Source organism: Chelatococcus sp. CO-6, assembly GCF_001271345.1.
GTDB classification, from domain to species: domain Bacteria; phylum Pseudomonadota; class Alphaproteobacteria; order Rhizobiales; family Beijerinckiaceae; genus Chelatococcus_A; species Chelatococcus_A caeni.
Genome location: NZ_CP012399.1, coordinates 230,092 through 242,644, shown reverse-complemented (window position 1 = coordinate 242,644; position 12,553 = coordinate 230,092). Strand labels below are relative to the sequence as shown.

13 protein-coding genes are annotated in these 12,553 nt (G+C 70.1%); all 13 read right to left on the bottom strand.

The genetic code is table 11. The features are described 5' to 3' along the window. Positions 1 to 39 precede the first annotated feature (39 nt). Positions 40 to 900 (bottom strand): amidohydrolase family protein, encoded by an 861-nt coding sequence (locus AL346_RS21685; RefSeq protein WP_019401073.1) that lies wholly within the window; start codon positions 898 to 900, stop codon positions 40 to 42. Positions 901 to 929: 29 nt separating this feature from the next. Then, entirely contained in the window at positions 930 to 1,589 is a 660-nt protein-coding gene (locus AL346_RS21680; RefSeq protein WP_019401074.1) for an RraA family protein, read from the bottom strand. Between the two features lie 132 nt (positions 1,590 to 1,721). After that, positions 1,722 to 2,816 (bottom strand): ABC transporter substrate-binding protein, encoded by a 1,095-nt coding sequence (locus AL346_RS21675; RefSeq protein ID WP_157672217.1) that lies wholly within the window; start codon positions 2,814 to 2,816, stop codon positions 1,722 to 1,724. A 184-nt stretch (positions 2,817 to 3,000) separates the two neighbouring features. Further along, positions 3,001 to 3,711 (bottom strand): aspartate/glutamate racemase family protein, encoded by a 711-nt coding sequence (locus AL346_RS21670; RefSeq protein ID WP_019401076.1) that lies wholly within the window; start codon positions 3,709 to 3,711, stop codon positions 3,001 to 3,003. Further along, entirely contained in the window at positions 3,711 to 4,808 is a 1,098-nt protein-coding gene (locus AL346_RS21665; protein WP_197286642.1) for a saccharopine dehydrogenase family protein, read from the bottom strand. The genes AL346_RS21670 and AL346_RS21665 overlap by 1 nt, the downstream gene beginning before the upstream one ends. Before the next feature lie 22 nt (positions 4,809 to 4,830). Next, a complete protein-coding gene (locus tag AL346_RS21660) occupies positions 4,831 to 5,607 on the bottom strand; it encodes an amino acid ABC transporter ATP-binding protein (protein WP_019401569.1) in 777 nt (258 codons plus the stop codon). A gap of 14 nt (positions 5,608 to 5,621) precedes the next feature. Beyond that, positions 5,622 to 6,284 (bottom strand): amino acid ABC transporter permease, encoded by a 663-nt coding sequence (locus tag AL346_RS21655; RefSeq protein WP_019401568.1) that lies wholly within the window; start codon positions 6,282 to 6,284, stop codon positions 5,622 to 5,624. Positions 6,285 to 6,377: 93 nt separating this feature from the next. Further along, entirely contained in the window at positions 6,378 to 7,208 is an 831-nt protein-coding gene (locus AL346_RS21650) for a transporter substrate-binding domain-containing protein (protein ID WP_019404441.1), read from the bottom strand. A 113-nt stretch (positions 7,209 to 7,321) separates the two neighbouring features. Beyond that, on the bottom strand, positions 7,322 to 8,239 hold the full coding sequence (dapA, locus tag AL346_RS21645; RefSeq protein ID WP_019404440.1) for a 4-hydroxy-tetrahydrodipicolinate synthase: 918 nt from the start codon (positions 8,237 to 8,239) through the stop codon (positions 7,322 to 7,324). Positions 8,240 to 8,267: 28 nt separating this feature from the next. Continuing rightward, the gene (locus tag AL346_RS21640) at positions 8,268 to 9,674 is read right to left on the bottom strand and encodes an aldehyde dehydrogenase family protein (RefSeq protein WP_053194127.1); all 1,407 of its coding nucleotides are present in this window, start codon (positions 9,672 to 9,674) and stop codon (positions 8,268 to 8,270) included. Then, positions 9,671 to 10,999 carry an FAD-dependent oxidoreductase gene (locus AL346_RS21635; RefSeq protein WP_019404438.1) on the bottom strand — a complete coding sequence of 443 codons (1,329 nt, stop codon included), beginning with the start codon at positions 10,997 to 10,999 and terminating at the stop codon, positions 9,671 to 9,673. Before AL346_RS21635 ends, AL346_RS21640 begins: the two co-directional genes overlap by 4 nt. Beyond that, a complete protein-coding gene (locus AL346_RS21630) occupies positions 10,992 to 11,249 on the bottom strand; it encodes a 2Fe-2S iron-sulfur cluster-binding protein (protein ID WP_019404437.1) in 258 nt (85 codons plus the stop codon). Before AL346_RS21630 ends, AL346_RS21635 begins: the two co-directional genes overlap by 8 nt. Next, positions 11,246 to 12,403 (bottom strand): FAD-binding oxidoreductase, encoded by a 1,158-nt coding sequence (locus tag AL346_RS21625; protein WP_026015528.1) that lies wholly within the window; start codon positions 12,401 to 12,403, stop codon positions 11,246 to 11,248. The genes AL346_RS21630 and AL346_RS21625 overlap by 4 nt, the downstream gene beginning before the upstream one ends. Positions 12,404 to 12,553 lie beyond the last annotated feature (150 nt).

Genomic DNA, 12,553 nt, shown 5'->3' with positions numbered 1-12,553 from the left:
GGCCGGCGGCCTTCATGCGCCTCGTGGATGCGGAACGTCTCAGCCCGGATAGCCGCCGTGCCACCAGTGCTCGAGCGGGTTGGAATGGATGATGCGCTCGATGGTCTCGCCCGCCACGCGCGGCAGCCGCGTGCCTTCGACCTGGTCGTTTATGCGGCGCAGGCCTTCGATCGATTCACCGACCTGCGTGAAGGGAAAATCCGTGCCCCAGAAAATCTTGTCACGCTCGGTGATGAGATATTCCTGCGCGCAGATGAGAATGTTGTAGAACTGCCAGGGACGATAATAGAGCGCCGACACCTCGCAGTAGACGTTCGGCTGCTTGCGCGCGACGACGATGCATTCCTCGTACCAGGGGTGGCCCATGTGAGCCATCACCATCTTGAGGTCGGGATAGCGCATGGCGATGGTATCGACATCGAGCGGGCGACCGTAGTTGATCGGCGCGTTGCGCCCGTAGGTCGTGCCCATGTGCATGGTGAGCGGGAGGTTGTGACGCTGCAGGTACTCGTAGACGGGCTCGAGCCGCGGATCGAGCAGCGAGACGCCGTTGTAGATGGGGCCGAACTTCACGCCCTTGAGCTTCAGGTCCTCGATCGCATGGACGAGGAGGTCCATGTAATCGGGCCTGCGCGGGTCGACGGCGGCGAAGCCGATCAGCTTGTCGGGATATTTGGCAACGGCGCGGGCCGTTACCTCGTCATCACCGTCGATGCCGATGGAATCCTTGTAGCGCAACGAGAAGACGATCGCCTTGTCGACATCCCGCATAGCCTCGTAAACGACATCGGGATTGGCCTTCAGGGTGAATTCCCCCGGCCGGGCCTTCGGGGTCGAGGCGGTGAAGAGCGGCAGGATCTGCTCGTCTTCATAGACGTTCACATGGCAATCCACGATCATGGCGCGGCTCCGATCAATTGGACCGTCGTTCAGAGAATGCCGTAGCGGGCGAAGACATCGGCCAGGGAATGGCCGGCCTTGAGGTCCGCCAAGGTGTTGCGCTCGCCCGACACCTTCTCGTGGGCGAGGCGCAGAACCTCGTCCTCCACCTCCCGCGGCACGATCACGACGCCATCGGCGTCGCCGAAGACGAGGTCACCGGACCGGACCGTGACCCCGCCGCACTCGATCGGCACGTCGATGGCACTGACGACGCCGCGACCCTTGCTGTCGAGCGGGGCGATGCCGCCGTGGAAGACCGGAAAGCCCATGGCCCTGATGGCGCGCGTGTCACGCACGCATCCGTCCATGAGGGCGCCGGAGGCGCCGCGGAACGCCGCGGCGGTGCTCAGCAGCTCGCCCCACGGCGCGATGCGGCCGGACAGGCCGCAGGCGAAGACGGGGATCTCGTCGCGCTGCAGGCTGTCGACCAGCGCGATCTCGAGCGCATAGGGGTTTTCTCCGGGCACGACGTGGAACACCTCGGTGTAGAGCGCCGTGCGCGCCCGGCCGACCATGACCGAGGCCTCGTCGAGCGGGCGGATGCGGCTCGCAAGGGCCTGCCGCGTGTGCCCGACCTGATCGAGGCAGTCGGAAAGCACCGCCGAAAAGAAGCGACTCCGCATGTCCTCGAGGCTGAATAGCGACATTTTCCACCTTCTCCTTGACGTCGGCGGGCTGGATACTGGCCGCGCCATTCCGGCCCTGCCCGCGGCGCGGGCAGGCGTTCTTCGCAATCGGGGAACCGAGGGCCCGCCGGCGCAGGCCCGGCAGTGGACGGATCAGCGGCTCAACAGCTCGAGCACGCGCTGCTTCACCGTCGCTTCGTTCTCGGCGAGCCATTTCCAGTCGGGCTCGATCTGGACCGCGAGATTGGCAGGGTCGGCGCCCCGGGTCTTGCGCTCTTCCGGCGAGACGAGCTCGATGGCCCGCCGGTTCGGCGTCTCCGACGTGAAATCGCGGGTGAAGGCCGCATGCGCCTCGGGATTGCCGAGATAGAAATTGACGAACTCCATGGCGGCCGGCTTGTTCGGCGCGTTCTTCAGCACCGCCCACAGGCCGACGTCCTTCGGCGCCCCGTTCCAGGTGAAGGCCACCGGCTCACCGGCCTTCACGAGGGACATCACGCGCCCCGATCCCATCAGGGCCATCACCACCTCGCCGGAGCGGATGATGTTCTGCGACTGGTCGGCGGTCTTCCACCACACGGTGATGTGCGGCTTGATCGCCTCCAGCTTCTTCAGCGCCCGGTCGACGTCGAGCGGGAAGAGCTTGTCGGCCGGCACGCCGTCCGCGACGAGCGCCACCATCAGCAGGGTCGACCAGTAGCCGGCGTCCGGCAGGCTGCGCGGGCCCGGGAAGTTCTCGACGTCCCAGAAGTCCTTCCAGCTCTTCGGCTCCTTGCCGGCGGGGAAGCTCTTCGTGTTCCAGGCGAGCACGTTGCCGCCCCACGTGCGCAGCATCGCGTTGCCCATGCAGGCGTTGGCGATCGCCTCCCCGGCGACGTTCGGCATCGCGGCACAGTCGAGCGCAGCGAGATTGTCCGCCTGGGCGAAGGTGTCGCTCGGCACGGCCGTCACGATGTCCCACTCGGCCGCAGGCATCGCGGCCATGGCCTTGACCTTCGCCCACTGCTGGCCGAGCCCGGCGGCCACCGGGATGACCTCGATCCCCGTCGCCTCGGTGAAGGGATCATAGAAATGCTTCTTCATCGCCTGCTCGAACACGCCGCCCGAGGTGACGATCACCAATGGCTCCTTGCCGGCCGCCGTGGCAGGCATCGTTGCCAGACACAGCGAGGTGAGCGCGCCGGCGAGCGCGACGCGCCAGCCTCGCATCAAGCCGGCGCGGAAATGCCCTGAAGCTCTGTTCGTCATTGTCATCCCTCTGGCTGCTCGCATTTCGATCGCGTCGTCCCTTTCACGTTATAGGACAGAGCGCTGCTTCGGCTGCGGTCGCGGATCGCCGTCTCGTGCGGCCTTCGTCCTTTTCATTGCTTTAACGTTATAGCTAATTGATGTCAACCGCTGCCCGGCGGCTGCACCGGGCAGGTCTCGGAGATCAGCCGCGCGGATAGGCGGGTGGCGCGAGGCTGCGCGCGAACCAATCGATGAAGCCGATGATGTCGAAGACCGGCAGGCCCGTGGCGGCGGCGATGGCGGCGGCATGGGGCGGCAGGTTGGTGCATTCGCACAGGATGGCGCCGACTTCGGGGTGCTTATCGACGAGGCGCCGCGCGGCCGCGACCACTTCCGCTTCGAGCCGGTCGATGTCGCTCTCGCCGCCCTTGGCGCCATAGACGCTGCGGAACAGGCTGTCCGGCGGCAGGCCCTCGATGGGCGTGTCGGTGCGCACGCCGACGGCGGCGAGGTGGCGCTCGGTGAGGGCCTCGGCGGCAAAGGTGAGAATGCCGACGCGCCTGCCCGCCGGGAGCATCGCCTCGATCACCGGCGCCTGCAGGAGGCTGCTCGTCGCCACCGGCACCGGCAGGGCGGCCGCCATCTCCCGCTGCAGCAGGGCGAGAAAGCCGCAGCTCGTGGTGATGCCGCGCACGCCCGCCGCCACCATGTCGAGCGCCGCGTCGACGAAGGGCTGCAGCAGGCCCTTCGCCTCGCCGTGCACGACCCGGGCGGGATCCGCCCCCTTCACGACCCGGAATTGCACCGGGAAGTCCCACGTGCGGGCATTGCCGATGTCTCCCGGCAGACGCCGGAAGGGCGTGTCGAGCATCAACACCCCGATGCGTAGATCGTCGACCGTGCCGCGGCGCATCACACGCCCTCCCCTTCCGCGAAGAACCAACCGAGGAACCTGTTGGCGCGCAGGGCGCCGGGCGCAATATCCTCCTGCGCCACGAGGCCCGATGCCGGCAGGGCGCCCTCGCGCAGGAGATCGAGGACGGCGGCGACGTGGGCGGCAGCGGTGCGGCGCAGGGCGCTGATCACGGTGCCGTTGCGCTCCACGGCCGTGATCCGCCGCATCCAGTTGCGCTCCTTGGCAAGGCCGTTACGGGCGCCGCGCGCCGACACGAAGATGATGAGCTGGTCGTCCTCCACCTCGGGCAAGGCGTTGAGGAGCAGGCTGCGCAAGAGGTCGGGCCGGCGGCGCAGGTTGAGGTCGTCGAGCAGGAAGGTGACGTGATCGAGATGGCCCTCGTAGCGGATGGTCTTCGACACCAGCGTCTCGACCCGGCCGGCGAGCCGGCGGCAGAGGCTCGCCGGGACGGAGCCGGAGACGAAAGCCTCGAAGGTGCTGCCGTCGATGCGCAGCATCTCGCGCCCCGACAAAGGCGGCAAAGTCACCGGCCGGCCGTCCATGAGCGCCGCGGAGGGGTTGGTATATTCGGCGATCAGGGCGTTGACGTCCCACGTCAGGCCGTAGCCGAGCCGGTTCGTCGAATGGCGCGGCAGGATGCCGACGCGGATCTGCACGTCACGCGGTGCGGCGACCTCCTCGACGAGCGCGAGCGTGATGGCGGAGACGAGGCCGGGGGAGATGCCGCATTGCGGCACGAAGCTGCGGCGCGCGCCCACCGCGATGCCGGCGATCTCCGCCGTGACCGGCGAATCCTCGTTGAGGTCGAGATAGTGGACGCCGGCCCGCGCCGCGGCCGCTGCGACGGCGGGGCAGGCGGACGCCGGCAGCGCGGCGACCACCGCATCGTGCCGGCCGATGAGCCGCTCGAGGGCCGCGCCGTCGGCCGGGCTGCAGTCGATGAGCGGCAGGCCGAGCGCCCCGGCCCGCTCGCGCGCCGGCTCGGTCGGGTCGGCGAGCGTGACGGAGAAGTCCGGCGTGTCGCCGAGCGTCAGGGCGAGCGCCGTCCCGACGCGGCCGGCGCCGAGGACGAGGACCCGGAACGGAGACTGCACGGGCGCAGGCATCCTGCCCTCCTCAGGCGTTGAAGCGGGCGAGGAAGGCTTTCAGGCGCTCGTGCCGCGGCTCGCGGCAGATCTCCTGCGGCGAGCCTTCGGCCGCGATGACGCCCCCCTCCATGAAGACGACGCGGTCCGACACCTCCGCCGCGAAGGAGATCTCGTGCGTGACGATGGCCATGGTCATGCCCTGGTCGGCGAGCCGGCGCACGACGCCGAGCACTTCGCCGACGAGCTCGGGATCGAGCGCGCTGGTCACCTCGTCGAGCAGGAGGGCATCCGGCTGCATGGCGAGCGCCCGGGCGATGGCGACGCGCTGCTTCTGCCCGCCGGAGAGCTGCGCCGGCCAGGCGTCGCGCTTGTCGGCGAGGCCCACCTGCGCGAGATAGTCCATCGCCACGGCCTCGGCCTCCTTCTGCGACTGGCCGAGCACCACGGTCGGCCCCTCGGTCACGTTCTGCAGCACGGTGCGGTGGGGGAAGAGGTTGAAGTGCTGGAAGACCATGCCGACGTGGCGGCGCAGCGTGCCCTGGCCGATCTCGGCACCGTGGTCGGCAAAGCGGGCGCCGACCCGTCGGCCGCGGAAGCGGATCTCGCCGGCATCCGGCCGCTCCAGCATGTTCATGCAACGGATGAAGGTCGACTTGCCGGAGCCCGACGGCCCGATGATCGACACGACCTCGCCGGCCGTGAGCGCCAGGTCGATGCCCTTGAGCACCGGCAGCTGGCCGAAGCTCTTGGCGATGCCGCGCGCTTCGAGGATCGTGTCCGCGGCTGCGGGGGAAGCGACTGACATGACTTTCTTTTCCTTCACTCGCTCACCCTCAGGCGCCGCTCGATGTAGTCGGCGAGGCGGGTCAGCGGGAACAGGATGACGAAATAGAGCACCGCCACCGCCGTGTAGGATTCGAGCGGACGGTAGGTCTGGCCGTTCACGACCGACGCCATGTAGGCGAGGTCCGCGACCGAGATCACCGAGATGAGCGAGGTGTTCTTGAACTGGATGACCGACTGGTTGATGAAGGCGGGCAGCATCCGGCGCGAGGCCTGCGGCAGCACGATGCGGCGCATGATCTGCGCCTTCGACATGCCGATGGCCGCTCCCGCCTCCGACTGTCCCTTGGCGATGGAGAGGATGCCGCCGCGGAAGATCTCGGCATAGAAGGCCGCCGCATAGAGCGACAGGGTCGCCATGGCCGCGACGTGGTTGTCGATGTCGATGCCGAGGAGCAGCGGCAGGGCGTAGTAGAACCACAAGAGCTGCACCAGGAGCGGCGTGCAGCGGAACAGCTCCTGGAAACCCTGCGCCACCCAGTCGAGGGCGCGGTTGCCGGACAGGCGGCAGAAGCACAGGGCGAGCCCGAGGACAAGACCAAGGACGATCGATCCGAACGTGTAGACGACCGTGACCCAAAGACCCCACAGGAACAGGTCGCTGGCCTGGAAGATGGGAAAGAAACTCCAGGAATACATACGGCTATCCTTCAAGAAGAGCGGCCCACCGGCGGCTCCGGCCAGGTCCGATCGACCCGGCCGGAACGGGCGCCAAGGGGGCCGCTCCCGCCATCAACCACCGAAACCGACGCCCTCGGGCATGTCGTCGAGCGTGATGCCGAAAGGCTCAAGGCTCTTGACGATCCAGGTCTGGTTGTTGCCGATGCGGCGGTTGTATTCGGCCCAGGCCGAGATGAAGGCCTTCCACTTCTCGTCGGTGCCGTAGTTCATGGCAACGACGGACGGCGTCGACAGCACCGGCTGCGGCACCATGACCCGGCCGATGGCATCCGTCTTCTTGGTCATGACGAGGCCGTTGAGCATGGTGTTGACGAGGCCGACGGCCTTGCCGCTCACCACCGCCACGATCGCCTCGTCGCGGCTCTTGAAGCGCAGGACCTTGGCCTTGGGCAGGTACTGCTGGGAGATGAGATCCTGCGAGGAGCCCATGTCGACGGCGAAGGTGTACTTGGGGTCGTTGAGCTCGGCCCAGCTCAGCTTGGCGAGCTCCGGGTTGGGCGAGACGATGACGAAGCTGTTGAAATAGGTCGGCGCCGAGAAGGCGACCGAGAGCGCTCGCTGCGGCGTCGCGGTGATGCCGAAGGCAAGGTCCGCCTTGCCGCTCTGCACGTCGAGGATGGAGTTGGGCCATGAGGATTCCACCACCTCGAGCTTGACGCCGAGCGTGCTGGCGATGTCGCGGGCCATCTCCACGGCGAAGCCGCGCCATTCGCCCGTGCGCGGATCCTTGTTGAAGTACGGGTCCTCGTTGAGGATGCCCGGGATGCGCAGGACGCCGCGCGAGCGCACGGCCTCCACCGTGTCCTGCGCCACGGCGGGTGCGCTCGTCAGGGCGAGCGCGACGGCAAGGGCCCTGCCGATCTTGGCAAACGCTGTCTTCATGATTGGCTCCGCTGTTCCCCGAAGGTTTGTGAATTCTCGTGGCCCGGGCCTCGCCGGACCCGTCGATGGTAGGCGAGGCTCTTATGCGAACAATGCTAGAGTACGCCCCCCTCCTATCGGCTTTTTTGTAGGTTTGCGGCCTCGAAGCCGGCGAGGCTCTTCTCGAGCACGGCAAGGCTCGCGGGCATCAGCGGCGCCAGCGGCGCGCGCACCTCGGCCGCCATCGCGCCGCGCCGGGCGAGCGCCGTCTTGACCGGCACCGGGTTGCTCTCGACGAAGAGGTCGCGGAACACCGGGTAGAGCCGCTCGTGCATGGCCCGCGCCGCCGCTACGTCACCCGCCTGCCAGGAAGCGACGAGCGCCACCATCTCCGCCGGCACGAGGTTGGAGGCGACGCTCGTCACGCCGTCGGCGCCCGCCGCGAGGAAGGGCAAGGTCAGCCCGTCGTCGCCCGAATGGATGATGAAGTCGGGCCCGCAGGCGAGGCGCAGTTCCGTCACCCGCTCGACGCGCCCGCCCGCCTCCTTGATGGCGACGATGTTGGCATGCTCGCTCGCGAGGCTGGCGCAGGTCGCTGCCGCGAGTTCGACACCCGTGCGCCCAGGCACGCTGTAGAGCATGATCGGCAGGTCGACCGCGCCTGCTACGGCGGCGAAATGCGCGGCGAGGCCCGCCTGCGAGGGCTTGTTGTAATAGGGCGTGACGACGAGCAGACCGTCGACGCCGAGGTGCGCGGCGCGCTCGGCCTTGGCGACGGCGATGCTGGTGGCGTTGGAGCCCGCGCCCGCCATGACGAAGGCCCGGCCGCGGGCCTTTTCGACCGTGAGGCGGATGACCTCGTCCGTCTCGGCCTCGCTCAAGGTCGCGGCCTCGCCCGTGGTGCCGATCGGCACGAGCCCGGCGACGCCGGCGGCGAGCTGCGCCTCGATGTGGCGCTCGAGCGCGGCAAGATCGATCCGTCCGTCACGCATCGGGGTGACGAGGGCTGTGAAGACGCCGGAAAGGCGACGCCGGAGCGAAATGTCGTTCATGGCTTTGTCCATCATTGTCCTGGCACGCTCAGTCGATCACGACCTTGAGCTCGCTCATTTCCCGCAAGGTCACGTGGATGCCCTCGCGCCCGAGGCCGCTCGACTTGATGCCGCCGAAGGGCACGTTCTCGGCCCGGAAGTCGGGGCCCTCGTTCACCATCACGCCGCCGACGCGCAATTGCCGCGACAGGCGCCGCACGAGGGCATGGTCGTTGGTGAAGATGCCGGCCTGCAGGCCGTAGGGGCTGTCGTCCACCTCGGCGATGACCGTGTCGATCGCGGTGAAGCGCCGCACCGCGAGGACCGGGCCGAAGGTCTCCGACTTGACGAGATCGGTCGAGGCCGGCACGTCGTCGATCAGGGTCGGTGCCACCAAGGTGCCGCGGCGCGTGCCGCCGGCGAGGATGCGTCCGCCGTCCGCCGCCGCCTTGCGCATGCGCCGTTCCACCTCGGCCGCCGCCGCCTCGTCGATGACCGGGCCCATGACGGTCGCCGCGTCAGCGGGATCGCCCGTCACCACCTCGGCGATGCGGGCGGTCAGGCGCTCGATCATGGCGTCGTGGATGTTGTCGTGCAGGTAGAGCTTCTTCACGGCCGCGCAGCTCTGGCCGGCGATCTCGAAGCGGTGGGCGATCGCCGTATCCGCCGCCCGGTCGAGATCGGCGTCGGGCAGGACGATGAGCGGATCGTTGCCGCCGAGCTCCATCAGGCAGCGCACGAGGCCGGAGGCGTTCTTGAGTGCCAGCCCCGCCTGCGGGCCGCCGGTGAAGCTCAGGATGTCGATGTCGCCGCTCGCCAGCACCGCCGCCGCCTCGGCGCCGCCGTGCACCACCGAGAACAGGCCCTCGGGGAAGCCGGCCTCCTCGGCGAGCTCCGCGAGCCGCGCCGCCGCAAGCGGCGCCTTCGGCGAGGGCTTGGCGACCACCGCATTGCCGGCGGCGATGGCCGGCCCGAGCTTGTGGCACAGGAGGTTGAGCGGGTAGTTGAACGGCGTGATGGCGCCGACGACGCCCGCCGGCTGCCACGACACCTGCGCCACCTTGTCCGGCGCGCCGGCGACGACGGCGCAGGGCAGCACCTCCCCATGCAGCACGATGGCCGCCTCGGCCGAGAGGCGCAGGGTGTTCTGCGCGCGACGCACCTCGTTGCGCGCCTCCGCGATGGTCTTGCCCACCTCGGCCGAGATCAGCTGCGCCATCGGCTCGGCCTCACCGGCGAGCTTGTCCGCAAGGGCGAAAAGCAGCGTCTTGCGCTCGAAGGGCGTCGAGCGGCGGAATTCCTGCCAGGCGCGGCGCGCGGCACGCAGGGCGGCGGCGATGGTGACGGCATCGTCGGCGACGACGCGCCCGACGACCTCGCCTGAGAAGGGCGACGTCACGTCGAGAACGGGCCGTTGCCGGCCGGCTTCGTTGAGGGCGAGCGAATGCGTGGTCATCGGTCCTCGGTGTCCTGATGGATCCTGGGGTTGGTGCGGGCGGCGGGATCGCCGAAGCCCGCGAGGGAGGCGAGCGAGACGGGCCGGACCGGCCAGCGCGGCACGGCCGAGGCCTTGAGCGAAGGATCGGCATCGGGGCGCAGCGCAGCGACGCTCGCGCCGCAGAAGCGGCCCTGGCACGGGCCCATGCCGAAGCGGCCGACAAGCCTGAGCTCGCGCATGGACGCGTCAGGCCGGAGGTGGTCGAGGTCGGCGACGCGCAGGCCCTCGCAGCGGCAGACGAGCGTTTCGGGCGGAGGCGACGGTGGCGGCGCCTCGCAGAGCCGGGCGAGCGCCGCCTGGAACCGGCGGGCCGCGCCGAGCGTCTGTTCGTCGCCGGCACTGGCCGCGCCTCGCCCGAGAAGGGCGAGCATCTCGGCCGCGGCGCGGCGTCCGTCCGCGACGGCGGCATCGGCGCCCAGGATCTCGCGGCCGTCGCCGGCGAGGAGGACCGGAACCGGCCCGTCGCGCGTCTCGGTGATCCCCGTGCTCGCGCCCGCCCGTAGGCCGTCATGGACGAGGAGATGGCGCACACGATAGGTGCGCTCGGCCGCGCCGTGGCGCACCATGACGTCGAGGTCGTCGCCTTGCGTGCGGACGGCAGTGACCGCCGCGCCCGTGACATAGGGCACGCCGTGCCGCAGCAGTCGCGCGGCATAGCCGACGCCTTCGGCGACATTCGCGGGTGAGGCGAGCATCGCCGCAAGTGCTGTCGGCCGGCGCCAGGGGCGGCCCCGCTCCAGCACTGCGACGGGCGGATTGCCGGCAGCGGCGAGCTGGGCGGCGACGGCGAGGAGGAGCGGCCCGCTGCCCGCAACGAGGACCGGCCCGTCGGGCGCCCGGCCCGTCTCCTTCAGCAGCACCTGTGCGCCGCCGGCCGTCATGACGCCCGGCAGCTCCCAGCCGGGGAAGGGATGCACCTTCTCGACCGCGCCAGTGGCGAGGATGATGCCGGCCGGGCTTAGCGCCTCGACGCGCTGCCTGCGCCTGTCGTCGATGAGGGCGTTGTCGGCCCCGTCGAGGCCGAGGAAGACGGTCGAGGTGCGCAGGTCGATGCGGCCGCCCGCGGCGGCGAGACCGGCCGCGAGCATGGCGAAGCTGCGGGCGTGGCGCGCCGGGCGCAGCACCTTCGGCACCTGCGGGCTTGCCGGTTGGCGGTGGATGGCACCGCCGATCGCGTCCCGCTGCTCGGTGAGGACGACCGGCACGCCGGCCTGCGCAAGGGCGAGCGCCGCGCCGAGCCCAGCGGGGCCGGCGCCGACGACGAGGACGGGCGCGTCAGACATGGTCGTCTCCCGTCATCGCCGGGCCAAGGCGCATGCCGTCGACGGCCGGCGTCAGGCAGGCCTCGACGACGCCGAGCCCTTCGACCGTCACGGCGCAGGCCTGGCAGGCGCCGATGCCGCAGAAGATGCGCGCGGGCCGTCCATCCGGCCCGCCGAGGTCGCGAAGCCCCGCTGCCAGCAAGGCCGCGGCCAGCGTCTGGCCTTCGCCGAAGGGCACGCGCCGGCCCTGCCAGAAGAAGGTGCCGGTCATTGGGCCACCTCCCGGACGGCGAAGCGCCGCGGCGACAGCACCGAGACGTCGGTTGCGGGAGCCTCGCCGAGCGCGAGGCGCGCCGCGCAGGCCCCCATCAGCGGCCCGAGGCAGATGCCGTCGCCCTCGAAGCCCGTGGCGACGACGAGTCCGTCGACCGCCGGATGCGGACCGACGATGGGCAGGCCGTCGCGGCAGGCCGTGCGGATGCCGGCGAAGGTGCGGATCACCCGCCGGCCCGCCAGCGGCGGATAGAAATCGAGCGCCTCGCGCAGGATGGCGGCGATGGTCGCCGCATCCGTGCGCCGGTCCGAGCGGTTCTCCTCCCGGCTGCCGCCGATGAGGAACTGGCCGGTGACCAGCGGATCGATGACGAGGCCGATATGCGGCTTGTCGAGGCTGATGCCGCGCTTGGCCGCGAGATAGGTGGCCGCCATCAGGTGCCCGCCGATCGCCGGGCCGGACGGTTGCGCCCGGTCGGTCACGGCCATCTGCCCCTTGCGCGGCACCAGCACGTCGCCGAGGCCGATGAGCGCCGCCGAGCCGATGCCCGCCGCGACGATGACCCGATCGGCGGCGATCTCGCCTTGCGCCGTTACGACGCCTGCGACCCGATCGCCCCTGAGCTTCAGGGCCCGGACCGGCGTCGCGCGGCGCAGCGCCGGTCGCGAGCGGGCGAGGAAGCGCGCGGTGATCTCGTAGCCGATGGCGTGGCCGTCGTCGGGCACCTCGATGCCGGCCGTCACGCTGGCGCCGAGCCCCGGCAGGAGGCGGCGAAGATCCACCGCGCTGCGGGCGACGACGCGCTCGCCGGCCGCGGCGAGATCGGCCCCGTGGCGCTCGAGAAGGCTCGCCTCCTCGTCGCCGCGCGCGAGGAGGAAGGTGGAGCGGGGATGGAACAGCCCCTCGAGCACGCCCCTGGCGGCGAGCTCGCGGTAGAAGGCCCGCGCCTCGAGCGCCAGCGCCATCATCGGGCCGGGCCGCTTGCTGGCGACGGAAACGGCGCCGTCGGAAGCGCCCGTCGCGCCCGCGGCCGGGGCCTCGGCCTCGACCAGCGTCACCCGCGCGCCGGCCGCCTCGAGGAAGAAGGCGGCGGCCGCGCCGACGATGCCGGCACCCACGACGACGACGTGAGGAGAAGACCTTGAGTGCATGAAAACCGTTGCCGCAGGAATGGCTTGCGGCCGGGATCATCATCGCGGGCACGGCTCCGGGTCGATACAAATGATGGGCGCCGACTTGCCGGTTTTCTTGAAGTTGGCAAAGCGGCCCGGGCCGTGCAAAGGTCCGCCGCCACGAAGGAA